This window comes from Streptomyces sp. NPDC051136, from assembly GCF_044455745.1.
Taxonomy (GTDB): Bacteria; Actinomycetota; Actinomycetes; order Streptomycetales; family Streptomycetaceae; genus Streptomyces.
On record NZ_JBITFE010000008.1, the window covers coordinates 14339 to 37184 of the forward strand.

Annotated in this window: 20 protein-coding genes; 3 read left to right on the forward strand and 17 right to left on the reverse strand. The window is 74.8% G+C overall.

What is annotated here, in order from left to right:
- Positions 1-16 precede the first annotated feature (16 nt).
- The 12 genes from ACIBCJ_RS23000 to ACIBCJ_RS23055 all read right to left on the reverse strand — a co-directional run bounded on the left by ACIBCJ_RS23000 (position 17) and on the right by ACIBCJ_RS23055 (position 13259).
- Positions 17-913, reverse strand: coding sequence for a glycosyltransferase (locus ACIBCJ_RS23000; RefSeq protein ID WP_365978274.1), 897 nt, complete (start codon positions 911-913; stop codon positions 17-19).
- Entirely contained in the window at positions 910-1869 is a 960-nt protein-coding gene (locus tag ACIBCJ_RS23005; RefSeq protein ID WP_362093017.1) for a glycosyltransferase, read from the reverse strand. Before ACIBCJ_RS23005 ends, ACIBCJ_RS23000 begins: the two co-directional genes overlap by 4 nt.
- On the reverse strand, positions 1866-2924 hold the full coding sequence (locus tag ACIBCJ_RS23010; RefSeq protein WP_365978482.1) for a glycosyltransferase family 9 protein: 1059 nt from the start codon (positions 2922-2924) through the stop codon (positions 1866-1868). Before ACIBCJ_RS23010 ends, ACIBCJ_RS23005 begins: the two co-directional genes overlap by 4 nt.
- 281 nt (positions 2925-3205) lie before the next feature.
- Positions 3206-4576, reverse strand: coding sequence for a D-glycero-beta-D-manno-heptose 1-phosphate adenylyltransferase (gene rfaE2, locus ACIBCJ_RS23015; protein ID WP_365978483.1), 1371 nt, complete (start codon positions 4574-4576; stop codon positions 3206-3208).
- Positions 4577-4593: 17 nt separating this feature from the next.
- Positions 4594-5217 (reverse strand): SIS domain-containing protein, encoded by a 624-nt coding sequence (locus tag ACIBCJ_RS23020; RefSeq protein WP_362093014.1) that lies wholly within the window; start codon positions 5215-5217, stop codon positions 4594-4596.
- Complete coding sequence (locus tag ACIBCJ_RS23025; RefSeq protein ID WP_365978275.1) at positions 5214-6434, reverse strand: glycosyltransferase; 1221 nt, start codon at positions 6432-6434, stop codon at positions 5214-5216. The genes ACIBCJ_RS23020 and ACIBCJ_RS23025 overlap by 4 nt, the downstream gene beginning before the upstream one ends.
- Positions 6431-7381, reverse strand: coding sequence for a glycosyltransferase (locus ACIBCJ_RS23030; protein WP_362093008.1), 951 nt, complete (start codon positions 7379-7381; stop codon positions 6431-6433). Before ACIBCJ_RS23030 ends, ACIBCJ_RS23025 begins: the two co-directional genes overlap by 4 nt.
- Positions 7378-8367, reverse strand: coding sequence for a glycosyltransferase family 9 protein (locus tag ACIBCJ_RS23035; protein ID WP_362093006.1), 990 nt, complete (start codon positions 8365-8367; stop codon positions 7378-7380). Before ACIBCJ_RS23035 ends, ACIBCJ_RS23030 begins: the two co-directional genes overlap by 4 nt.
- Positions 8364-8957 carry an HAD family hydrolase gene (locus tag ACIBCJ_RS23040; protein WP_362510300.1) on the reverse strand — a complete coding sequence of 198 codons (594 nt, stop codon included), beginning with the start codon at positions 8955-8957 and terminating at the stop codon, positions 8364-8366. Before ACIBCJ_RS23040 ends, ACIBCJ_RS23035 begins: the two co-directional genes overlap by 4 nt.
- Positions 8954-9988, reverse strand: coding sequence for a glycosyltransferase (locus ACIBCJ_RS23045; protein WP_365978277.1), 1035 nt, complete (start codon positions 9986-9988; stop codon positions 8954-8956). The genes ACIBCJ_RS23040 and ACIBCJ_RS23045 overlap by 4 nt, the downstream gene beginning before the upstream one ends.
- Positions 9985-11625, reverse strand: coding sequence for a carbamoyltransferase C-terminal domain-containing protein (locus ACIBCJ_RS23050; protein WP_365978278.1), 1641 nt, complete (start codon positions 11623-11625; stop codon positions 9985-9987). The genes ACIBCJ_RS23045 and ACIBCJ_RS23050 overlap by 4 nt, the downstream gene beginning before the upstream one ends.
- Positions 11626-12266: 641 nt before the next feature.
- Positions 12267-13259, reverse strand: coding sequence for an NAD-dependent epimerase/dehydratase family protein (locus ACIBCJ_RS23055; RefSeq protein ID WP_365978279.1), 993 nt, complete (start codon positions 13257-13259; stop codon positions 12267-12269).
- A 129-nt stretch (positions 13260-13388) separates the two neighbouring features.
- Here ACIBCJ_RS23055 and ACIBCJ_RS23060 point away from each other — a divergent pair, with 129 nt between their 5' ends.
- From ACIBCJ_RS23060 to ACIBCJ_RS23070, 3 genes are all read left to right on the forward strand, one after another.
- Positions 13389-14177, forward strand: a complete 789-nt coding sequence (locus ACIBCJ_RS23060; protein WP_399283096.1) for a polysaccharide deacetylase family protein — start codon at positions 13389-13391, stop codon at positions 14175-14177.
- Between the two features lie 29 nt (positions 14178-14206).
- On the forward strand, positions 14207-14647 hold the full coding sequence (locus ACIBCJ_RS23065; RefSeq protein ID WP_362092991.1) for an SRPBCC family protein: 441 nt from the start codon (positions 14207-14209) through the stop codon (positions 14645-14647).
- Between the two features lie 130 nt (positions 14648-14777).
- Entirely contained in the window at positions 14778-15656 is an 879-nt protein-coding gene (locus ACIBCJ_RS23070) for an endonuclease/exonuclease/phosphatase family protein (protein WP_365978280.1), read from the forward strand.
- A 43-nt stretch (positions 15657-15699) separates the two neighbouring features.
- On the opposite strand, the gene ACIBCJ_RS23075 is transcribed toward ACIBCJ_RS23070, so the two are convergent.
- The 5 genes from ACIBCJ_RS23075 to ACIBCJ_RS23095 form a co-directional block, all read right to left on the reverse strand.
- Positions 15700-16851 (reverse strand): XdhC/CoxI family protein, encoded by a 1152-nt coding sequence (locus tag ACIBCJ_RS23075; protein WP_362092985.1) that lies wholly within the window; start codon positions 16849-16851, stop codon positions 15700-15702.
- Positions 16852-16902: 51 nt separating this feature from the next.
- Entirely contained in the window at positions 16903-18360 is a 1458-nt protein-coding gene (locus tag ACIBCJ_RS23080; RefSeq protein WP_362092983.1) for an NCS2 family permease, read from the reverse strand.
- Positions 18361-18553: 193 nt separating this feature from the next.
- A complete protein-coding gene (locus ACIBCJ_RS23085) occupies positions 18554-21040 on the reverse strand; it encodes a molybdopterin cofactor-binding domain-containing protein (protein WP_365978281.1) in 2487 nt (828 codons plus the stop codon).
- A 1-nt stretch (position 21041) separates the two neighbouring features.
- Entirely contained in the window at positions 21042-21629 is a 588-nt protein-coding gene (locus tag ACIBCJ_RS23090; RefSeq protein ID WP_365978282.1) for a (2Fe-2S)-binding protein, read from the reverse strand.
- Positions 21629-22519 (reverse strand): FAD binding domain-containing protein, encoded by an 891-nt coding sequence (locus ACIBCJ_RS23095; RefSeq protein ID WP_362092974.1) that lies wholly within the window; start codon positions 22517-22519, stop codon positions 21629-21631. The genes ACIBCJ_RS23090 and ACIBCJ_RS23095 overlap by 1 nt, the downstream gene beginning before the upstream one ends.
- Positions 22520-22846: the final 327 nt, after the last annotated feature.

Sequence of the window (22846 nt, forward strand, 5' to 3'; positions counted from 1 at the left end):
CGCCCGCCGGGCCGGGTCAGCCGATGTAGCTGCGGGCCGTCGAGTCGCGCTGGGCGGGTTCCAGCGAACGCAGCCGGCTCTCCACCTCCGGCGGCAGCACCCGGCGTTCGCGCAGCACCCACGGCAGTGCGGCCGTCGCCTCCGCGAAGGCACGCAGGGACGCGGTGTCGCGGGGGACGGTGCGGGCCAGGTGCAGGGTGCGGCGCAGGGCGGGACCGACCGGGCGGCGCAGCCACGTGAACCACAGGGTGTTGCGGATGCCGTGCGCCCGCCGCACCGTCGAGTCACGTACCGGGGACGGATGATGATGGATCGTCAGGTGGTCGGCGTAGGTCAGCCACCAGCCGTCGGCGGCCAGGTCGGCGGCGAGCAGCTCCTCCTCGCCGCCGAGCCACAGCCGGGGGTGGAAGCCGCCCGCCGCGCGGAAGGCGTCGGTGCGCAGGACGGTCGCGGCGGCCAGGAAGGAGCCGAGCGCCGGTCCCGGGAGCCAGTCCGGGCCGGGGACGGGCGAGTGGCGCAGTTCCTCGACGATCGGGTCCTCGGTGCCGTCGGGCTCGACCACGATGCGGGCGGTGACCGTGCCGACCGCCGGGTACCGGTCGAGCAGGTCGGCGGCGCCGGACAGGGAGCCGGGCGCCCACCAGGAGTCGTCGTCGCAGAAGGCGACGTAGGGGGTGCGGACCTGACGTATCGCCAGGTTGCGCCCGACGGCGCCGAGGTTGCGGCCGGGGCGCAGGAGACGGACGCCGGGGTGCCGGCGGGCGACGGCGGCGGCGGTGCCGTCGGTGGAGCCGTTGTCGGTGACGACGACCGGGGGTTTCTCCGGGAGTTCGGCGAGCCGGTCCAGGGTGCGCAGGAGTTCCGCGCACCGGTTGTGGGTGATGACGACGACGGTGGTCCGGGAGTCCGTCATGAGGCCGCTCCGTCGGCTTCGCCGGCTGTCCCGGTGCCGGGTTCGTCGAGGAGGCGGGCGGCCCGTTCCACGTGCGGGGGCAGCGGCCTGCGGGCGCGCAGGGCGGCGGGCAGGCGGGCGAGCGTCTCGCGCAGGGCGTGCCGGGCGTGCGGGTCCCGGCGGGCGTCGGCGGCCAGGGCCCGGGTGCGGGCCAGCGCGTACGGGAGCGGGCGGCGCAGCCACGCGGTGAGGAGTTCGTTGCGGCGTACGACGGCCGGGCGTCCGGTGCGGGGCCGCGGGTCGGGGTGGTGGTGGGCGATCACGTCGGGGCAGTGCGTGACGCCCCAGCCGCGGGCCGCCAGGTCGTAGGCGAGGAGGGTCTCCTCCGCGCCGAAGAAGAGCAGCGGGTGGTAGCCGCCCGCGTCGAGGTAGGCGGTGCGGCGGGCGACGGCGGCGCAGGCGAGGAAGCCGAGCACCTGGGTGCCGGGGAGATCGGTGGCCGTGCCGAGGGGGGAGTCGACGAGCAGGTCGTTGAGGGGGTCGGCGGTGTCGGCGGGCCCGACGAGGGTGCGGGCGGAGAGCAGGCCGAGCCGGGGGTGCCGGTCGAAGTGGCGGGCGGCGGTGCTCAGGGAGCCGGGCGCCCACCAGGAGTCGTCGTCGCTGAACGCGACGTACGGGGTGTCCAGGGCGCGGACCCCGTGGGTGCGGGCGAGGGCACCCCGGTTGCGGGGCAGGGCGAGGAGGCGGACCTGGGGGAAGTCCCGGGCCAGCATGGCGCGGGTGCCGTCGGTGGAGGCGTTGTCGACGACGAGCACCTCGGGCCGCTCGGGGAGGGCGAGCAGGTGCCGCACGGTGACGGAGAGGCTCGCGCGGCGGTTGCGGGTGGCGATGACGATGCCGACGGGTGCGGGGGGCGTGGGGTCCGGGTGGTGCCGTTCGCGGGTGGCCGTGGGGCCGTGGTGCGCGGCGTGGCTCATGGTCCCTCTTCCGGGGCGTGCCGGGTGTCCAGGGTGTCGAGTGCGTCGAGTGCGTCGAGTGCGTCGAGTGCGTCGAGTGCGTCCAACGCGTCGAGTACGGCGTCGGGGGTGATCCGCAGCAGCGCGGGGTCGGTCGTGCGGCCGTGCGGGTCGCCGTCCGGGCCCGGGTGCCACAGGACCCGGTGCCGCGGGTGGGGCGGCGGGCCCCAGCGGCTGGGCGGTACCGGACCGAAGAGGGTGACGGAGGGGGTGGCGTGGGCGACGGCGAGGTGGGCGATGCCGGTGTCGCCGCTGACGACGGCACGGGCGCGGGCGACCAGGGCGGAGAGCCGGTCGTGCGGCAGGCCGCCGCCGAACACGTCGGTGTCCGGCAGGTCGGCGAGCTTGGCCAGCCGGGCCACCAGGTCCGCCTCGTCCGCTCCCCCGGTCACCACGACCCGGCGTCCGCGTGCGCGCAGCGCCTCGGCGACGGCGGCGTACCGTTCCACGGGCCAGCAGCGGGAGGGCGCGCCGGCACCGGGGTGCAGGACGACGGCGCCGGGGGCGGGGGACGGTGCGTCGGGGCGCGGCAGCCGCAGGTCGGCGGGGTCGGCGTCGATGCCGTAGGCGCGCAGCAGGCGGCACCACCGGTCGCGTTCGTGCTCGTCGGCGTACCAGGGAGGGCCGTCGACCTCGGGGGTGCCGGGGTGGGCGAAGGCCAGCAGTCTCCCCGGGTGCAGGCGGGCCAGGAGGCGGTGGCTGGGCGGTCCGTTGCCGTGCAGGTCGACGGCGACGTCGGGGGGCGGTCCGGTCCAGTCGAGGGTGCGCGGGACGGCGCGCCCGGGTTCGGCGGCGGGCAGCACCCGGTCCACGGCGCCGGTCGCGGCGGCCACGGGGGCCAGCTCCGCGGGGCAGGCCAGCACCAGCTCGTGCCCCGGGTAGGCACGTCGCAACGCCCGCAGGGCGGGAACCCCGGCCAGCAGGTCCCCGAGCCCGAGGGCCCGCAGCACCAGGACACGGGGCCTGGCCCCGCCCTCGTGCCGGGCCGCTTCCGAGCCTGTCCCTCCCGCGTTCACCACCCCCGCGGGCGCAGGATGCACCGGGTCCCCGGTGACCGGCCCGCCCGCCGACCCCGCAGCCGGGGCCCCACCCTCACGCCGGCCCCATGCCCCTCGCCACGCCCCGACCTCACGCCGAGCCCCCTCCGAACCGGCCCCCGCCGTGTCCACCACCCCCGCGGGCGCAGGATGCACCGGGTCCCCGGTGACCGGCCCGCCCGCCGACCCGGGAGCCGGGGCGTCGCCGTGCCCGGCGTTTCCGTCGCTCCCCGCGCCCCCGGTGTTCCGGGCGCCGGGCCTCATCGGGCCCCCTCGGCGGCGCGGGCCAGCAGGGCGGTGGAGGAGCGGCCGTCGAGGTAGGGCAGGAGGACCGCCTGTCCGCCCCACTCCTGGAGCAGCGCGGCCTCGGGGAGGTCGGCGCCGGCGTAGTCGCCGCCCTTGACCCAGACGTCGGGGCGCAGGTCGCCCAGGAGCCGTTCGGGCGTGTCCTCGTCGAAGACGGCCACCGCGTCGACGCAGGCGAGGGCGCGCAGGACGCGGACGCGGTCGGCGAGGGGGTTGACGGGGCGGCCGCCGCCCTTGCGACGGCGTACCGAGGCGTCGGAGTTGACGCAGACCACCAGGCAGTCGCCGAGCCGGCGGGCGGCCTGGAGGAGGCCCACGTGCCCGGCGTGCAGGAGGTCGAAGCAGCCGCCGGCGGCGACGACCGTGCCGTGTTCGGCGCGGACCCGGGCGGTGAGGACGCCGGGGTCGTCCGTGTCGGGCGGCGTGGCGGGCGCCGGGCCGGAGTCGGCGGGCGGTACGGCGGCCGCGCCGCCCGCCGCGACGAAGGCCGTGGCCGCGCTCACCGCGCCCTCGACGGCCTCCCCCACCAGCACCCCGTCGGCGAGCAGCCCGGCCGCGGTGGCCGCGAACCGGTCGCCCGCGCCGCAGGAGTCACCGTGGTGGGCGGCGGGCGCGGGGACGAGCAGCGGGTGTTCGCCGTAGGACAGCAGCGCGCCGCGCGAGCCGAGCGTCACCGTCACCGCGGCCACCCGCCAGTCGCGTACCAGGGCGGCGGCGTCGAGCGCGGCGGCGCGCAGACCGCCGCCCGGGCCGCCGTGCTCCGGCGCGAAGCCGCGGGCCTCCTTCTCGGCGGGTGTCACCAGCCGGGTGCCGGGCACCGGCGGGCCCCCGCGCGGGTGCGGGTCCCAGACCAGCGGCGGGCGCGCGGCGAGCACGTCGCGCAGGGCGTCCGCGGCACCCCGGCCGTAGTCGGACACCAGGACGGCCCGGGCGGCACGCAGTGCGTCGCGGGCCTCGTCCGTGGCCTCGCGGACCCGGCCGCCGCCCCGGTCGAGGCGGACGACGGGACGGTCCTGGGCGAGGACCCGGGTCTTCTCCGGCACCGTGCCGGTCAACGGCAGCGGGACCAGCGTCAGCCAGGGCGTGAGCAGTTCGCGCAGGGCGCGACCGGCCGGGTCGTCGCCGACGCCGGTGATCAGGGTGACCTCGCGGCCGTCGCGGGCGGCGAGGTACGCGGCGAGCGCGGCGCCCCCGGGGCGGATCCGCTCGGCGCACTCCGCGACCACCGGCACCGGGGCGTCCGGTGCGAGCCGGTCGGCGGAGCCGGTGAGGTCGCGGTCCAGCAGCGCGTCGCCGACCACGACCAGCGGTGTCCTGTCGGCCATGGCAGTCATGTCTCCCCTCACCTGCGCTTCCGCTGGGCCGCGCGTCCCGCTCCCCGCGCACCGCGGGCGCCGCGTTCCAGGGCCGCGTCGAAGGCCGCGCAGATCATGTGGACGGCGACCAGGTGGAGTTCCTGGACGGTGGCCGTCGACGGGGCGTCGACGCACAGGGACTCGTCGCTGCCCGCCATCAGCGGGTTGGGGGCGCACCCGGTGAGCGCCCACACCCGCAGCCCGGCCGTGCGGGCCGCGTCGGCGGCGGAGAGCAGGTTGGCGCTGGCGCCGCTGGTGGACAGCAGCATCAGGACGTCGCCCTCGCGGCCGTGGGCGCGGACCTGGCGGGCGAACACCTCGTCGACGCCGTAGTCGTTGGCGATGGCGGTGGTGGAGGAGGTGTCGGCGTGCAGCGCGATCGCGGAGAACGGCGGGCGGTCGTCGCGGTAGCGGCCGACGAGTTCGGCGGTCAGGTGCTGGGCCTGGGCGGCGCTGCCGCCGTTGCCCGCGGCGAGCAGCCGCCCGCCGCCGCTCAGCACGGCCGCGAGCCGGTCGCCCCAGCGCTGGGTGACGTGCGCGGAGGCGCGGAACGCCCCGAGCGCGTGCAGGAGTTCGTCGCAGTGCCCGACGACGGGCGGGTGCACGGTCATGACGCCACCTCCGTCGTCATCGCGTCCTCGGACCGGGTCAGGCGGTACACCTGTTCCACGCCGTCGGCGACGCGGGCCCAGGTGTAGTGCCGCAGGACGCGTTCGCGGCCGTTCCTGCCGTACTGGCGGCGCAGCCGCTCGTCGGCGAGGAGTTCGCGGGCGGCGTCCGCGACGGCGCACGGGTTCTGCGGGGCGACCAGGCGGCCGGTGATCCCGTCGGCCACGGAGTCGCGGTGGCCGCCGACGTCGGTGGCGAGGACGGGGACGCCGCACGCCATGGCCTCCAGCGGCACGATGCCGAACGGCTCGTACACCGGGGTGCACAGCACCAGGTCGGAGCTGCGGAGCAGGGCGGGCATGTCGTCCGGGTCGACCGCGCCGAGCAGCCTGACCCGGTCGGCGACGCCGGCGCGGTGGGCGATGCCGGTCAGGCGCTGTGCCTCGGGTTCGGTCTCCACCGCGCCGGCCGGCGGGCCGCCGGCGATGAGGAGTTCGGTGTCGGGAATGTGGGCCAGCGCGCGGACGGCCTGGTCGTAGCCCTTGCGGGGGACGAGCCGTCCGCAGGCGAGCAGCCGGTGCCGCAGGCGTCGTTCCGGGGTGCGGCCGGTGTCGGCGGCGGGGTTGAAGTGCTCGGCGTCCACCCCGCAGGGCACCACGGAGACCTGCCGGGGCGGGACGCCCATGTCGCCGAGTTCGACGACCTCGTCGGTGCAGGTGGCCAGGACGCGTGCGCAGCCCCGGCCGAGCTGCCGCTCGATGCCGATGCGCTCGTACGGGCTGGTGTCCCGCATGCCCTGGTGGCGCCGCTTGACGGTGCCGAGGGCGTGGAAGGTCTGGACGAGGGGGATTCCGCGGGGGCCTGCGGCGATCTGCGCGGCCATGCCGGACATCCAGAAGTGGGCGTGCACCACGTCGGGCCGTTCCCGGCCGAAGGCGCGGGCCAGGTGGGCGCCGAAGGCGGGCATGTGCGCGAAGAGTTCGTCCTTGGGGACCGGCACCGGGGGTCCGGCCGGCACGTGTTCGACGACCGCGCCGCCGGGCAGCGGTACCCGGTCGGGCAGGTCGGTGGCGTCCCGGCGGGTGTAGACCGTGACGTCGTGGCCCCGCTTGGCCAACTCCTCGGTGAGTCGGGCCACGTAGACGTTCTGTCCACCGGCGTCGACGCCGCCGAGTGCGGCGAGCGGACTCGCGTGCTCGGACACCATGGCGATCCTCATCGGGTCACCTCCTTCAGCAGCCGCTCCCAGTCGTCCAGGAAGCGGGACAGCCCGTAGCGGGCCAGGGCCGCCGCGCGGGCCGCCTCGCCGACCGCCCGTGCGTGCGGCGGGTCGGCGAGGAAGTCGCGTACGGCGTCGGTCAGTACGTCGATGCGGTTGGACACCACTCCGGCGCCGGGGGGCACGGCCTCGGTGACCTCGGTGGTGGCGAGGGCGACCACGGGCATGCCCAGGTGCATGGCCTCCAGCAGGGACAGGCCCAGGGAGGTCCAGCGGACCGGGTGGACGTAGAGGCGACGGCGGGCCAGCTCGGTGTGCAGGTCGCTCTGGGGGACGTCCTGCGTGCGGCAGCGCTCGGGGTCGACGCCGATGTGTGCGGCGAGACCCTCGGTGCGCATGCCGAACACGTCGAGCGGGGCCGCGCGGGAGAACGCGGGCAGCAGGTCGGTTCCGGTCGTACGCCCGCGCCGGATCGGCTCGTTGACCACGACGGCGGCGCGTTCCAGCTCGCCGGTCCAGCGGTGGCCGGGGTCGACGATGCCGTGCTCGACGACGGCGGTGTCCGTGGAACCGGCGTCCCACATCAGCCGGTTGAAGTGGGTGACGTGGACGAGGGTGACGCCCGGGATGTCCGCGGCCGGGTGGCGGGTGCGGGGCACGTCGCCGTCGGGGGCGTTGTGCTCCAGGTAGACCAGCGGCGGCCGGCGGCCCAGCCACCGGTCGACCAGGCCGAGTTCGTGCGGGCGCTGGAGGATCACGAGGTCGACGTCCTCGTCCCGCAGCCGTTCGGGCGGTACCTCGACGACGGATCCGGGCCAGTCCCAGGTGCGGGCGCGGCCGAGGCCGTCGGGTCCGCGGTCGGGGGTGACGGGGACGAGGTAGGTGTGCGGGCCCTGCACGAAGGCCGTGGTCCACGACCCGTGCACGTGCCAGATGAGAATCCTCACGGCTCCCCCATCAGTTTCTCGACGGCGGCGGCCACGTCGGTGGCCGTGACGGTGTTCAGGCAGGGATGCCCGGGGACGGGGCAGTCCCGGGCTCTGCTGTCGGCGCACGGGGCGTCCTGGTCGCCCAGCAGGACGTAGGGGACGCCGTACGGCCGCCAGCGCTCGGCGGGGACGACGGGTGCGAACAGGGAGACGACGGGGGTGCCGACGGCCGCGGCCAGGTGGGCGGGTGCGGTGTTGCCGGTGACGACGACGGCCGCCCCGGCGAGGACGCCGGCCAGTTCGGGGGCGCCGGTGCGGCCGCCGAGGTCGGTGCCGTGCTCACCGGCGACGCGGGCGGTGAGGTCGCGCTCGTCGGGGCCGCCGGTGACCAGCACGCGGTGCCCGGCGGCGGCCAGTTCGCGTACGGCCTCGGCGGCGCGCTCCGGGCTCCAGGCGCGGGCGGGGACGCTGGCGCCGGGGTGGAGGACGACGTAGGGGCCGGGGCCGGTGAGGGCCTCGTCGCGCGGCGGCGGATGCACGCGCAGCCGTCCGTCGTCGGGGCGGGGGAACCCGGCCGCCTCCGCGAGATCGAGCGCGGCCTCGGCCTCGTGGGCGTGCGGGGCGCGGTGGTGACGCAGGTCCAGGAGGGAGCCCGGGTAGTCCACGCTGTCCGCGGCGATGTACCGGACGCCGGCGAGGCGCAGCACCAGGGCGGTGGGCAGCGGGGACTGGTGGAAGGAGGTGAGGACCAGCGCGGTGTCGGCGTCGATCCGGTCCACGAGCGCGTCGATGTCCTCGCGCCGCACCTCGGGCGGCGCGAATCCGCCCCACGGGGCGTCCCACACCAGCACCTCGTCGACGCCGGGCAGGAGCCGGGCGGCGGGTGCGCCGCGTGACCCGCACAGCAGGGTGACGTGGTCGGCCCGCGCGGCGACGGCGCGTACGGCGGGCCCGGCGAGCAGCACGTCCCCGAAGCTGTCGAGCCGGCTGACGAGCGCCCTCATGCCGGCCTCCGGTGCCGGTCGACGGTCCGCTCGTCCGCCGGGGCCCGTCCCCGTCGGGGCCGGCCTTCGAGGACGGCGCGGACGGCGGTGAGGAGGTCGGGGGCCACGTGGGGCGCGGCGGCCGTCTCCTCCGGGCGGGTGCGGTCGTTGGGGACGAGGATGCCGTGGGCGCCCGCCCGTTCGGCGGCCTCCATGTCGGCGCCGATGTCGCCGACGACGACACAGTCGGCGGGGCGGGTGCAGACGCGTCCGGCGGCCCACAGGACCATGCCCGGCTGCGGCTTGCGGCAGTGGCAGCCGTCGTCGGGGCCGTGCGGGCAGACCGCCCAGACGTCGAACGGGCCGACCAGTTCGTCGACGCGTCGGTTGACGCGCCGGACGTCGCCGTCGCCGATCAGCCCGCGGGCCACGCCGGACTGGTTGGTGACGACGCCGACGCGGATGCCGTGCTCGCGCAGCAGCGCCACCGCCTCGCGGGCGCCGTCGACGGGCCGGACCCGCTCCGGGTCGCCGTTGTAGGGGACGTCGTGGACGAGGGTGCCGTCGCGGTCGAAGAGGACGGCCTTCAGCGGGCGTTCGGCGGGCCTCACGCGACCACCTCCCGCCAGGCGGGGGCGGCGCGGTGGCGCCAGAGTCCGCTGAGCCGGTGCCAGGTCGCGGCGGGCGGGATGAGCACGCTGGTGACCAGCATGGTCGTCACCTCGTGCCGGGTACGCGGACCCGGCGCGATGCGGGCCCAGGCGAACTCGGCGGTTCCCGCGGCCCAGCCGGCCCCGGCGACCGCGGCGGCGCGGGGGCGTCCGGCCGCCGCGAGGACGAGGGCGGCGGCGCCGGCGGCGGTGATCGCGGCGTGGCGGCGGATGCGGCCCCGGGGAGCGACCGCCTTGGCCCACCAGTTCGGGCCGTGCAGCCGCCGCATGAGGGCGTCGTCGGCGTTGCCGCGCTGCTGTTTCAGGGAGACCCAGCGCGCGGCGGAGCGTACGGGGTGGCGGGTGGTGCGGCGGCCCCGCCGGATCCGCCACCCCGCGTCGAGGACGCGCAGCGCCAGGTCGGCGTCCTCGCGGAAGGCGCGGGTGAAGCGTTCGTCGAAGCCGCCGACCTGTTTGAGCACGTCGGTGCGGTAGGCCATGTCGGCGGTGATCCAGCGGGCCTGCGCGAGGCCGGCGGTGCCGCGTTCCCAGTCGGTGGGGCGGCGCTCCCCCGGCAGCGGCACGGCGATCACGCCCTGCACGGCTCCGGTGTCGGGCGCCGCCTCGGCGAGGTCCTGGATCAACTGGTCGCACCAGTGCGGGCCGACCTGCACGTCGTCGTCGAGGAACGCGGTCCAGGGCGAGGTGACCGCCCGGGCGCCGGTGTTGCGGGCGGCGGCGGGACCGCGTCCGCCGCTGCGCAGCACCACCGTGCGCTCGCGCAGGTCGCCGAGGACGGTCAGGGCGTGTTCCAGCGCGTCGGGGTCGGCGTCCGGGTCCGGCCGGTCGTCGACCAGCACGACCTCGTCGGGGCGCGGCCCGTGCGCGGCGACCAGGGCGGCCAGGCAGTCGGCGAGCGTGTCGCGTACGAGGGTGGGGACGACGACGGCGTAGCCGGTGCGCGGGCCGCCGGTCCCGGGGGCGGTGCTCATGCGAACGCCCGTCCCCGGCGCACCGCGAACGGGCCGATGGCCAGCAGGTCCACGGGGGCCGAACCGAAGCACTCCAGCGCGTCCCGCGGGTCGTCCACCATGGGCCGGCCCGCGGTGTTGAGGCTGGTGTTGACGACGACGGGCAGCCCGGTGCGCCGTTCGAAGGCGGCGAGCATCCGCGCGACGAGCGGTTCGCGCCGCTCCTCGACGGTCTGGATGCGGGCGGTGCCGTCGACGTGGACGACGGCCGGGACGCGGTCGCGCCAGGCGGGGTCGACGTCGTGCACGAAGAGCATGTACGGGCTGGGGACCGGCCCGGTGAAGATGTCGGCGGCGCGTTCGGCGAGCACCATCGGCGCGACGGGGCGGAACTCCTCACGGCCCTTGACGTGGTTGAGGCGTTCCAGGTTCTCCGCACGTCCGGGGTGGGCCATCAGGGAGCGGTGTCCGAGGGCGCGCGGCCCGAACTCGCTGCGGCCCTGGAACCAGGCGACGACGCCGTCCCGGGCGAGTTCCTCGGCGACCGTCTCCGCGATGTCGTCGGGTTCCTCGTAGGGGATCGCGGCCGTCTCCAGCCAGGCGCGGATCTCGTCGTCGCTCCAGCCGCGGCCGAGGTCGGCGCCGGGCATCGGTTCGGGAGCGGTGCCCTCCTGGGCGGCGGCCACGTGCAGGGCGCCGCCCAGGGCGGTGCCGGCGTCACCCGCGGCCGGCTGCACCCACACGTGCCGGTACGGTCCGCGAGCGGCGATCTTCGAGTTGGCGACGCAGTTCAGCGCGACGCCGCCCGCCATGGTGAGCGCCTCGCCCCCGGCCTCGCGGTGCAGCCAATGGACGAGTTCGAGGAGCAGTTCCTCCAGGACGGCCTGGGTGCTCGCGGCCAGGTCGGCGTGGTCCTTCGTCCAGTCCTCGCCCTCGGCGCGCGGCGGGGCGAGAGCCGCCCAGTCGACGCCGTGGGCGCGGAAGCCGCCGTCGCCGGTGGCGTGGAGGTGCTCGCGGAGCCGGCCGAGGTGGCGGGGGGTGCCGTAGGAGGCGAGGGCCATCACCTTGTACTCGTCGCTGCTGCGCAGGAAGCCCAGGTGCTCGGTCAGTTCCTCGTAGACCAGGCCGAGCGAGTGCGGCAGCGTCTGGGTGGCGAGGACGTCGAGTTTGCCGTCGCGGTAGCGGCCGGCCAGGTGGGAGGCGGACTCACCGCGGCCGTCCAGGACGAGGACGTCGTTGTCGGGGTGCGGCGAGGCGGGTCCGGCGGAGGCGGCGTGCGCCACGTGGTGCGGGACGAAGACGACCCGGTCGGGATCGAGTCCGGGCAGCGCCTCGGCGAGGAACTCGGGGGCACGGCGGGCGTATTCGAGCCGCAGCGGGTCCCAGGGGTCGTCCAGTCCCATGTCCCGGGCGGGCCGGGCGAGCTTGGGGTCGAAGGAGTACGCCACGGCGTCGAGCTCGCCCGGCCGTATCCCGGCGTGCTCCAGGCACCACCGCGCGGACAGCTCCGGGACCTCCCAGGCGGAGAACGGCACCGGGCGCTTGCCGTGCTTGCGCCGGCTGAACCGCTCCTCCTCGGCGGCCGCGACGGTCCGGCCGTCGACGACGAGGGCGGCGGCCGGATCGTGGAACAGGGCGTTGACACCAAGGATGCGCATGGGGCGGGCTCCTCTCTCGGCGTCGCGGGTGCCGCGGGCGAGTTGCCTCAAACACTTGGAAACTGGTCGATTCCAGAAAAAAGGGATGTCATCACTTTCCGTAACACGCCGGGGTTCGGCCCAGCGGCGATGAGACGGACACCGGGGCAGGCGCACGACAGGGGCGCGCAGGGCCAGGCACTGTGGGTCGAAGACGTGGGTCGAAGACGTGGCTCAAAGGCCCTGGGCCCGGCCCGGCCAGCCCGGGGATCCGGTCGGGCCAACGCCCGCCGGGACCCGGAAGGGGACAGCGTCGGCCGAAGCCGGGGCCGGGTCGCACCGGTCAGGGCCCGGACAGACAGAACCGGTCCAAGGTCCTGGCCAGGCGATGGAGAGCAGGCCCCGGTCAGGCCGCACCGCGCATGGCCGGGGGCCCGGCGCGCCCAGGCACGGCGGCACCGGCATCGGTCAGGACCGTGCAGGCAGAACCGGATCGGAGCCCCAGCCGAACGAGGGAGGTCGGAGGCCGGGTCAGGCGGCACCGGCCGAAGGCGGGGTACAGCGCGGCGGCCGCCGTACGAAGGGGGACTCGACCCGGCCGCACCGGCGAGAGCCCGGGCCACGCGCCGGCCTGAGGCGGGGCCCGGACCGGGCGGCGCCGTTCAGGCGGCGACGGCGTGTGCGAACCAGCCGATGGTCCGCTCCAGGCCCTCGTTCCAGCTCACGCCGGGCCGCCACCCCAGCCGTTCCCGGGCGAGGGTGGTGTCCGGCTTGCGCCGGCCGGGGTCGTCGACGGGGCGTTCGACGAAGCGGATACGGGAGCCCGAGCCGGTGAGTTCGACGATCCGGCGGGCCAGTTCCAGCATGGTGATCTCGTCGGCGCCGCCGATGTTCATCGGCCCGCTCTCCCCGGACGCGGCGAGGGCCAGCACGCCCGTCACGGTGTCGTCGACGTAGCACAGGGAGCGGGTCTGGCCGCCGTCGCCGGCGACGGTGAGCGGCATGCCGTCCAGCGCCTGCGCGATGAAGGTGGGTACGGCCCGGCCGTCCCCGGTGCGCATCCGCGGCCCGTACGTGTTGAAGATCCGGACGATGGCCGTGTCGGTGCCGTGCACCTGACGGTGGGCGGTGACCAGGGCCTCGGCGAAGCGCTTGGACTCGTCGTAGACGCTGCGCGGGCCGATCGGGTTGACGTTGCCCCAGTACGTCTCGCGCTGCGGATGCTCCAGCGGGTCGCCGTACACCTCGGAGGTGGAGGCGAGCAGGAAGCGGGCACCGTCCGCGTGGGCCCGCTCCAGGGCGTTGCGGGTGCCGGTGCTGCCGACGTCGAGGGTTTCCAGGGGCAGCCGGAGGTAGTCGACGGGCGAGGCCGGGCAGGCGAAGTGCAGGACCAGGTCGAAGCGGCCGGGCACACCGCGCAGGGCCTCCGGGTCGATGGCGTCGGCCCGGACGAACCGGAATCCACGCCGCCGCTCCAGTTCGGCCACGTTGGCGCGCGAGCCGGTGGCCAGGTTGTCCAGGCAGACGACGTCGGTACCGGCGTCGAGCAGACGGCCGCACAGGTGGGATCCGACGAACCCGGCGCCGCCGGTCACCAGGGCCCGGCGCCAGGTCCGTCCGCTTCTGGGGCCGACGGCCCCGGTGCTCTCGCTCACGGGCTTCTCCTCACTCTCGCCGTCACGTGCGTGTCGGCTGAGTAACCCGGCGAACACCCCCACTACCCCGAACTCGCATTCGAAGGGGGACTATAAACTGCGTATATACTCGCTGTGTATAGTCCTCGCATGCCTTCACTGACCAGGAAGATGACGAAACCGGGGAACAGGTTGCGTGCACTCGCGGCCTTCGCGGCCGCCGCCTCGCTGACCCTCGCACTGAGCGGCTGCACGAAGCTGGAGACGAACTCCCCCAGCTCCGCCCGGAACGCCGCCGGCACCCAGGCCCGTGCGGCCGGACTGGGTACCGCCGACTGCGCGCACGCCAAGTGCATCGCGCTGACCTTCGACGCCGGACCGAGCGAGAACTCCGCACGCCTGCTCGACATACTCAAGGACAAGCAGGTCCCGGCGACCTTCTTCCTGCTCGGCAAGCGGCACATCGACACGTACCCCGAGCTTGTCAGGCGCATGGCGGACGAGGGCCACGAGGTGGCCAGCCACACCTGGACGCACAGGATCCTCACCGACGCCGGCCCGGAGGAGATACGCCAGGAGCTGGAGCGCCCGAACAAGGAGATAGAGCGCCTGACGGGCAAGCGCCCCACGCTGATGCGCCCGCCGCAGGGCCGCACGGACGACACGGTGCACGACATCTGCCGTGAACTGGGACTTTCCGAGGTGCTGTGGAGCGTGACCGCCAAGGACTATCAGACGGACGACTCCGACCTGATCACCGAGCGGGTCCTGGACCAGTCGTCCCGGGACGGCATCATCCTGCTGCACGACATCTACGACGGCACCGTGCCCGCCGTACCCGGCATCATCGACGCGCTCAAGAAGCGCGGCTACGTCTTCGTGACGGTCCCCCAGTTGCTCGCCCCCGGAAAGGCCGAGCCGGGCGAGGTCTACCGGTAGGAGGGCCCGTCGTTGCCTACGATCGTCCGGTGGCCACCTTCTCGTTCGTACGCACCGCCCCGCTCGCCCCGGAGGAGGCCTGGCGCAGGCTCACCCGCTGGGAGCGGCACGGCGACACCGTGCCGCTGACCCGCGTCACCGCCGACCCGCCGGGTCCCACCCGCCGGGGCACGGTCGTCGTGGCCCGCACGGGCGCCGGGCGGCTCGTCTTCGACGACGCGATGGAGGTGACGGTCTGGCGGCCGCCGCGGGAGGACTCCCCCGGCCGGTGCCGGCTGGAGAAGCGCGGCCGGGTGGTCCGGGGCTGGGCGGAGATCGAGGTGCGCCCCGGGCCCGGTGGCCGCACCCGCGTCGGCTGGCGCGAGGAACTGGACGTCCGGCTCCTCCCCTCCCTCTTCGACGGAGTCCTCGGCCGCTCGGGCCGGTACGTCTTCGGCCGCACGGTGGACCACCTGCTGCGCAGCCCGTGACCCCGGGCCGCGCGCCCCGTGAACCGTCGGCCGCGCGTCCCGTGAACCGCCGGCCACCCGCGAGGGACCGGCCGGTGTCGGAAAGGTGGCGCGGGCCCCGTCCCGGTCGTTTCCCGCGTACCGTGCCGGCATGTCTCCCAGAGCGCGCACCCTCATCCAACTGTCCGTCGCCGGAGCCCTGTTGACCGTGGCCGTGGAGGCGCCGCCCGCCTCCGCCGGCCAGGGCCGCCCCGTGCCGCTGCGCATCGCCACGTACAACATCCACGCCGGGGCCGGTTCCGACGGCGTCTTCGACCTCGACCGGCAGGCCGCCGCGCTGCGTGCCCTGGACGCGGACGTGATCGGACTCCAGGAGGTCGACGTGCACTGGGGAGCCCGCAGTCAGGGGCTCGACGTGGCCGGGGAGCTGGCGCGACGGCTCGGCATGCGGGTGTCGTTCGCACCGATCTACAGCCTCGATCCGGTGACGGCCGGGGAGCCCCGGCGCGAGTACGGCGTGGCGGTGCTGTCCCGCTTCCCGGTCCGTTCCGCGGTGAACCACGAGATCACGCGCCTGTCCACGCAGGACGAGAACCCGGTGCCCGCCCCCGCGCCCGGGTTCGGCGAGGTGACGCTCAAGGTGCGGGGCGTGCCGGTCCAGGTGTTCGTGACCCACCTCGACTACCGCGCGGACCCGGCGGTGCGGCAGGCCCAGGTCGCCGACACCCGCCGGATCATGGCCCGGGAGCGGGCGGGACTGCCGGGTGTCCGCCAGTTCCTGCTCGGTGACTTCAACGCCGAGCCCTCGGCGCCCGAGCTGGCGCCGCTGTGGAAGGAGCTGCGCGACGCGGGCGCGGGGGCCGCGGACACGTATCCGGCCGAGGACCCGGTGAAGCGGATCGACTACGTGGCCGTGGGCGAGGGCGTGCGGGTGCGCGACGTCGCGGTCCCTCGGGAACCCGCGGCCTCGGACCACCGGCCGGTGGTCGCGGAGGTGTCCCTGTCCCGGAGCAGGTCCGGCCGGGACTGAGGGCGGCTCGACCGAGCCACCGGTCACCGCCGCCCACGGGGGCCTACGCCACCGAGCCGATGCGCCCCGCCGGGCCCGTCCGGCCGTCGTGGTGGATGGGCGTGCGGGCGCCGGTCAGCGCGGCGCCGGTACCCCCGTGGCGGCTCGCGACGATCTCGGCGGCGATGGACAGGGCCGTCTCCTCCGGGGTGCGGGCACCGAGGTCGAGGCCGATCGGCGACCTGAGGCGGGCCAGTTCCAGGTCGCCGACGCCCACCTCGCGCAGCCGGGCCTCGCGGTCCAGGTGGGTGCGGCGCGAGCCCATGGCGCCGACGTACGCCACCGGGAGGCGCAGCGCCAGCCGGAGCAGCGGGATGTCGAACTTGGCATCGTGGGTCAGCACGCACAGCACCGTGCGGGCGTCCACGGCGGTGCGGGCGAGGTACTCGTGGGGCCACTCGGCGACGACCTCGTCCGCGTCGGGGAAGCGGGCCCGGGTGGCGAAGACGGGGCGGGCGTCGCACACCGTCACGTGGTAGCCGAGGAACTTGCCGGCCCGGGCCAGCGCCGAGGCGAAGTCGATCGCCCCGAAGACGATCATGCGGGGTGCCGGGACCGAGGACTCGACCAGCAGGGTGAGCGGGGCTCCGCAGCGCGAGCCCCGCTCGCCGATCCGCAGCGTGCCGGTGCGCCCGGCGTCGAGGAAGGCGCCCGCCTCGGCGGCCGCCGTGCGGTCCAGCCCGGGATGGCCGCCGAAGCCGCCGGTGCGGGAGCCGTCCGCCCGGACGACCAGCGCGCGGCCCACCAGCTCGGCCGGGCCGCTCACGACCCGGGCGACGGCCGCCGTCTCCCCGCGCGCGGCGGCGGCGAGGGCCGCGGCCAGGGTGGGGCGCACGGGGTCGCCCGCCCGGACCGGGGTGACCAGGACGTCGATGGTCCCGCCGCAGGTCAGCCCCACGGCGAAGGCGTCCTCGTCGCTGTATCCGAAGCGCTCCGTGACGGTGCCCCCGTCCTGGAGGGCCTGCCGGCACAGCTCGTACACGGCTCCCTCCACGCACCCGCCGGAGACCGAGCCGACCACCGTGCCGTCGGCGTCCACCGCGAGGGCGGCGCCGGTCGGCCGAGGGGCGCTGCCGCCGACGGCCACCACGGTGGCCACGGCGAAGTCGCGTCCCTGCTCGACCCACCGGTGCAGCTCCTCGGCGATGTCCAGCATCTTCCGGTCCTCCTCGGGCGACGGGTACGTGAAGGGTTCCCGTCGTGGCGGCTAGTGCACGCCCATCCAGCTCTCGATCGGGTTGAGGGCGAAGTAGACGATGAAGATCACCGTCAGGCCCCACATGAACGCGCCGATCTCCCTGGCCTTGCCCTGCGCGACCTTGATCGCGACGTAGGAGATGACGCCGGCGGCGACACCGGCCGTGATGGAGTACGTGAACGGCATCAGGACGACGGTCAGGAAGACCGGGATCGCGGTGGCCCGGTCGGCCCAGTCCACGTGCCGGGCGTTCATCATCATCATCGCGCCGATGACCACCAGGGCCGCCGAGGCGACCTCCTGCGGCACGATCGCGGTGATCGGGGTGAAGAAGAGGCAGGCCGCGAAGAACACACCGGTGACGACCGAGGCGAGTCCGGTACGGGCCCCCTCGCCGACGCCGGTCGCGGACTCGACGAAGACGGTCTGGCCGGAGCCGCCCGCCACACCGCCGATGGCACCGCCGGCGCCGTCGATGAACAGCGCCTTCGACAGACCCGGCATGCGGCCCTTCTCGTCGGCGAGCTTGGCCTCGGTGCCGACACCGATGATGGTGGCCATCGCGTCGAAGAACCCGGCGAGCACCAGCGTGAACACGATCATGCCGACCGTCATCGCGCCGACCTCGCCCCAGCCGCCGAACTCCAGGTTGCCGAAGAGGGAGAAGTCCGGCATGGAGACCGCGCTGCCGTGCAGCTCGGGGGCGCCGTTGGCCCACTGCTCGGGGTCGATGACCCCGGCGGCGTTGAGGATCGCGGCGACGACGGTGCCGGTGACGATGCCGATCAGGATGGCGCCGGGCATGTTTCTGGCCTGGAGCATGAAGATCAGGAGCAGGGTGCCCGCGAAGAGCAGGACCGGCCAGCCGGCGAGTTCGCCCGCGGGGCCGAGGGTGAGCGGGGTCGCCTTGCCGGCATGGACGAAACCGCCCTTGACCAGACCGATGATGGCGATGAACAGGCCGATGCCCATGGTGATGCCGTGCTTGAGGGCGAGCGGGATCGCGTTCATGATCATTTCACGGAGCCCGGTGACCACGAGCAGCATGATCACCACGCCGTACATCACACACATGCCCATGGCCTGCGGCCAGGTCATCTGCGGGACGACCTGTCCGGCGATCACGCCGGAGACCGAGAGCCCGGCCGCCAGGGCGAGCGGCACCTTGCCGACGAAGCCCATGAGGAGCGTGGTGAGCGCGGCGGCGAACGCCGTCGCGGTGATCAGGGCCTTCTGGCCCAGGGTGTCCCCGGCCGCGTCCTTGCCGGAGAGGATCACGGGGTTGAGCAGGACGATGTACGCCATCGCCATGAAGGTGGTGATACCGCCGCGCACCTCACGCGCGACCGTGGATCCCCGATGGGATATGTGAAAGTACCGGTCGAGCCAAGACCGTCCGCCGGGGACGCGGGAACCCGCGCCCGCGTCTTCGGCGGTGATCTTGGGCTCCACTGACTGCTGGGTCATGGGGCCGTCTCCCAAGGTTCATAGGTGCACCCGGCCGGCCGCTGGGGCGGCCGCGGGATTTGGGATATGCACGACCCGGGGGACGGCCCGAGACGAACGCATGTGTGGTGGTACGGATGTGGCTGGCGGTGCTGACAGTGCTGCTGGTACTCGTGGTGGTGCCGGTGATACTCGTGGTGGTGCCGATGGTGCTTCAAGTGCCGCGAGCGGAGCGGGACTTGGTCGGTGCTCCGGGCGGCGCGGAGGGTGTGACGTTCCGTGCGCCGCCCGGAGGGTCCTGGGGGTGCCGATCGGGTCCCGCCGTGCCGGTGAGGTGTTCCGGACGTACGGGCGTGCGGTCGAGCGCCAGCCCGGTCGCGTCCCTGATGGCCGCGAGGACCGCCGGGGTGGACGACAGGGTGGGTGCCTCGCCGACTCCGCGCAGCCCGTAGGGCGCGTGGTCGTCGGCGAGTTCGAGCACGTCGACCGGTAGGGCCGGCGTGTCGAGAATCGTGGGGAGGAGATAGTCCGTGAAGGACGGGTTCTGGACCTTCGCGGTCACCGGATCGACGACGATCTCCTCCATCACCGCGATGCCCAGGCCCTGGACGGTGCCGCCCTGGATCTGGCCGATCACGGAGAGCGGGTTCAGCGCCTTGCCGACGTCCTGGGCGCAGGCCAGTTCGATCACCTTGACCAGGCCCAGTTCGGTGTCGACCTCGACGACGGCGCGGTGCGCGGCGAAGGAGTACTGGACGTGTCCGTTGCCCTGGCCGGTGCGCCGGTCGAAGGGTTCGGTCGGCCGGTGCCGCCACTCCTCCTCGACCTCGACCACCTCGTCCTCCAGGACGTCCACGAGGTCGGCGAGGACCTCCCCGGCGCGGGTGACGACCTTGCCGCCCTCCAGGAGCAGTTCGGCGGTGGCCCAGGCCGGGTGGTAGGGGCCGAGCCTGCGGCGCCCGATCTCCAGGACCCGCTCGCGCACCAGCTCGCAGGCGTGCTTGACGGCGCCGCCGGTCACGTAGGTCTGCCGGGAGGCCGAGGTGGAGCCGGCCGAGCCCACACGGGTGTCGGCGGGCTGGATGGTGACCTGGGTGACGCCCAGCTCGGTGCGGGCGATCTGCGCGTGGACGGTGACGCCGCCCTGGCCGACCTCCGCCATCGCCGTGTGCACGGTGACGACGGGCCGGCCGCCGGCGGCCTCCAGGCGGACCCGGGCGGTGGAGTAGTCGTCGAAGCCCTCGGAGAAGCCGACGTTCTTGATGCCGACCGCGTAGCCGACACCCCGTACGACGCCCTCGCCGTGCGTGGTGTTGGACAGGCCACCGGGCAGCTGCCGCACGTCGGCGCCCTCGCTGGACTCCCACTGGCGCTCCGGCGGCATCGGCATCGCCTGGACGCGGCGCAGGAGTTCGGCCACGGGTGCCGGGGAGTCGACGGGCTGTCCGGTGGGCATCACCGTGCCCTGCTCCATGGCGTTGATCCGGCGGAACTCCACCGGGTCCAGGCCGAGTTCCGCGGCCACCTTGTCCATCTGCGCCTCGTAGGCGAAGCACGCCTGGACCGCGCCGAAGCCCCGCATGGCGCCGCACGGCGGGTTGTTCGAGTACAGGGCCAGGGCCTCGATGTCCACGTCGTCGCACACGTACGGTCCCACGGAGAGCGAGGCGGCGTTGCCGACGACCGCCGGGGAGGCGGAGGCGTAGGCGCCGCCGTCCAGGACGATGCGGCACCTGACGTGGGTGAGCCGTCCGTCCCGGGTGGCGCCGTGCTCGTAGTGGAGGCGGGCCGGGTGACGGTGGACGTGGCCGAAGAAGGACTCGAAGCGGTTGTAGACCATCTTGACGGGCTTGCCGGTGCGCAGGGCCAGCAGGCAGGCGTGGATCTGCATCGACAGGTCCTCGCGCCCGCCGAAGGCGCCGCCGACGCCGGACAGGGTCATCCGCACCTTGTCCTCGGGCAGGCCGAGCACGGGGGCGATCTGGCGCAGGTCGGAGTGGAGCCACTGGGTGGCGATGTACAGGTCGACGCCGCCGTCCTCGCCGGGCACGGCGAGACCGGACTCGGGGCCGAGGAAGGCCTGGTCCTGCATGCCGAAGCGGTAGTCCCCCGTGACGATCACGTCGGCGCGCCGGGCGGCCGCGTCGGCGTCGCCGCGCACGACGGGCTGGCGGTGCACGATGTTGGGGTGCGGGACGTGGCCCGAGTGGTGGTCGTCGCGGTGCTCGTGGACCAGGATCGCGCCGGGGGCGGTGGCGGAGGCCTCGTCGGTGACGAGGGGCAGCTCCCGGTACTCCACCCTGATCCTGGCGGCGGCGCGGCGCGCGGTCTCCGGGTGGTCGGCGGCGACGATCGCGACCGGCTCGCCGTGGTGGCGGACCTTGCCGTGGGCGAGGACCGGGGTGTCCTGGATCTCCAGTCCGTAGTGGCGCACGTCGGTGGGCAGGTCGTCGTACGTCATGACGGCGTACACGCCGGGGGTGGCGAGGGCCTCGGCCGTGTCGACGGAGAGGATCTCGGCGTGCGCGACGGTGGAGCGCAGGATCTGGCCCCAGAGCATGTCCTCGTGCCACATGTCGGAGGCGTACGCGAACTCGCCGGTGACCTTGAGGACACCGTCCGGGCGGAGCGTGGACTCACCGATGCCGCCCCCGGTCCGGGTGCCCTGGGTGATGCCGGTGGGTGCGCCGTCGGCAGCCATCTCAGGCCCCCTCGCCCTGGCGGGCCGCGGCCAGGCGGACCGCGTCCATGATCTTCTCGTAGCCGGTGCAGCGGCACAGGTTGCCCGACAGCGCCTCGCGGATGTCCTCGTCGGTCGGGTCCGGGTGGTGTTCGAGGAGTTCGTCGGCGGCGACCAGCAGGCCGGGGGTGCAGAAGCCGCACTGGACGGCGCCGGCGTCGACGAACGCCTGCTGGATCGGGGCCAGTTCGATGTTCTCGCCGGTCTGCGAGTCGGTTCCGCCGGCCTGCCAGCGCCTGGCCGCGTCCAGCGAGGCGCTCTCCCCGGCGCGGGCGCCGGCTGCGTCGCCCCCGGCGCGGCGCCGGGCGAACTCCGCCAGGCCCTCGACGGTGACGACCTCGCGGCCTTCGGCCTGTCCGGCCGCGACCAGGCAGGAGCACACCGGCACGCCGTCCAGGCGGACCGTGCAGGAGCCGCACTCGCCCTGCTCGCAGGCGTTCTTGGAGCCGGGCAGGCCCATCCGCTCGCGCAGCACGTACAGCAGGGACTCGCCCTCCCACACGTCGTCGGCCTGTTGCGGACGCCCGTTGACGGTGAAGTTGACGCGCATCACGCGGCTCCTTCCGTGGTGCGGCGGGCTCCCCGGTACGACTCCCACGTCCAGGTGAGCGTCCGGCGGGCCATCACGCCGACCGCGTGGCGGCGGTAGCCGGCGGTGCCGCGGACGTCGTCGATCGGGTTGCAGGCGGCGGCGCACAGGTCGGCGAACCGCTTGACGGCCGAGGGCGTGACGATCTTGCCGTTGTCCCAGAAGCCGCCCTCCTCGAGCGCCGCGTTCAGGAACTCCTCGGCGGCCCCGGCGCGGACCGGGGTGGGCGCGGCCGAGCCGATGCCGGTGCGCACGGTGCGGGTGCCGGGGTGCAGGGCGAGGCCGAAGGCGCACACGGCGATGACCATGGCGTTGCGGGTGCCGACCTTGGAGAACTGCTGCGGCCCGTCGGCCTTCCTGACGTGCACGGCGCGGATCAGCTCGTCGGGCTCCAGCGCGTTGCGCTTCACGCCGGTGTAGAAGGCGTCGATGGGGATGCGGCGCACGCCGCGCACCGACTCGACCTCGACCTCGGCGCCGGCGGCGAGCAGGGCCGGGTGGGCGTCACCGGCCGGGGAGGCGGTGCCGAGGTTCCCGCCCACGCCGCCGCGGTGACGGATCTGCGGGGAGGCGACCGTGTGCGAGGCGAGGGCGAGACCCGGCAGCTCGGTGCTGAGGTTCTCCATGATCCTGGTGTAGGGCACGGAGGCACCGAGCCGTACGGAGTCCTCGCCGACCTCCCACTCGGCGAGGTCGGTGACCCGGCCCAGGTCCATGAGGTACTCGGGCCTGCGGTGACCGAAGTTGATCTCGACCATCACGTCGGTACCGCCCGCGATCGGCACCGCGGTGGGGTGCTCGGCCTTCGCGGCGAGCGCCTCCTCCCAGCGGGCGGGGCGAAGGAAGTCCATGACCGGCTCTCCTCCTCGTCTGCGTGCGGTGGTGTCCGGGTCCGATGTCCGTGCGTGCGATGTGCGTGCGTGCGGTGGCCGTGCGTACCGTGGCCGGGCCTGTGGCGGCCGTAGAGATCAGGCCATCCACGTGGGCGGTGGCCCGGCTCGTTCATGTGCTGTTCACGTGGAATGGCCTCAGTACACCGTCGTGTGCTCCACCAGGGTCAGTCGCAGAAACCATGAAGGAGTTGGCTGGCCAGGGCGGGCATCTTGTAGATTCGTATGAACGGAGGTGCACAAATGCCTCCCTGTTCTCCTCTGGAATCGGGCGACACGGCCGCGTGA

Bases quoted from the DNA above. Each gene is read 5' to 3' on its own strand.
- ACIBCJ_RS23020 (WP_362093014.1), bottom strand. From the start codon at position 5,217: ATGACCGTGCACCCGCCCGTCGTCGGGCACTGCGACGAACTCCTGCAC.
- ACIBCJ_RS23000 (WP_365978274.1), bottom strand. From the start codon at position 913: ATGACGGACTCCCGGACCACCGTCGTCGTCATCACCCACAACCGGTGC.
- ACIBCJ_RS23060 (WP_399283096.1), top strand. From the start codon at position 13,389: ATGCCTTCACTGACCAGGAAGATGACGAAACCGGGGAACAGGTTGCGT.
- ACIBCJ_RS23045 (WP_365978277.1), bottom strand. From the start codon at position 9,988: ATGAGCACCGCCCCCGGGACCGGCGGCCCGCGCACCGGCTACGCCGTC.
- ACIBCJ_RS23095 (WP_362092974.1), bottom strand. From the start codon at position 22,519: ATGGACTTCCTTCGCCCCGCCCGCTGGGAGGAGGCGCTCGCCGCGAAG.
- ACIBCJ_RS23075 (WP_362092985.1), bottom strand. From the start codon at position 16,851: ATGCTGGACATCGCCGAGGAGCTGCACCGGTGGGTCGAGCAGGGACGC.
- ACIBCJ_RS23025 (WP_365978275.1), bottom strand. From the start codon at position 6,434: ATGAGGATCGCCATGGTGTCCGAGCACGCGAGTCCGCTCGCCGCACTC.
- ACIBCJ_RS23005 (WP_362093017.1), bottom strand. From the start codon at position 1,869: ATGAGCCACGCCGCGCACCACGGCCCCACGGCCACCCGCGAACGGCAC.
- ACIBCJ_RS23085 (WP_365978281.1), bottom strand. From the start codon at position 21,040: ATGGCTGCCGACGGCGCACCCACCGGCATCACCCAGGGCACCCGGACC.
- ACIBCJ_RS23050 (WP_365978278.1), bottom strand. From the start codon at position 11,625: ATGCGCATCCTTGGTGTCAACGCCCTGTTCCACGATCCGGCCGCCGCC.
- ACIBCJ_RS23035 (WP_362093006.1), bottom strand. From the start codon at position 8,367: ATGAGGGCGCTCGTCAGCCGGCTCGACAGCTTCGGGGACGTGCTGCTC.
- rfaE2 (WP_365978483.1), bottom strand. From the start codon at position 4,576: ATGGCCGACAGGACACCGCTGGTCGTGGTCGGCGACGCGCTGCTGGAC.
- ACIBCJ_RS23070 (WP_365978280.1), top strand. From the start codon at position 14,778: ATGTCTCCCAGAGCGCGCACCCTCATCCAACTGTCCGTCGCCGGAGCC.
- ACIBCJ_RS23080 (WP_362092983.1), bottom strand. From the start codon at position 18,360: ATGACCCAGCAGTCAGTGGAGCCCAAGATCACCGCCGAAGACGCGGGC.
- ACIBCJ_RS23090 (WP_365978282.1), bottom strand. From the start codon at position 21,629: ATGCGCGTCAACTTCACCGTCAACGGGCGTCCGCAACAGGCCGACGAC.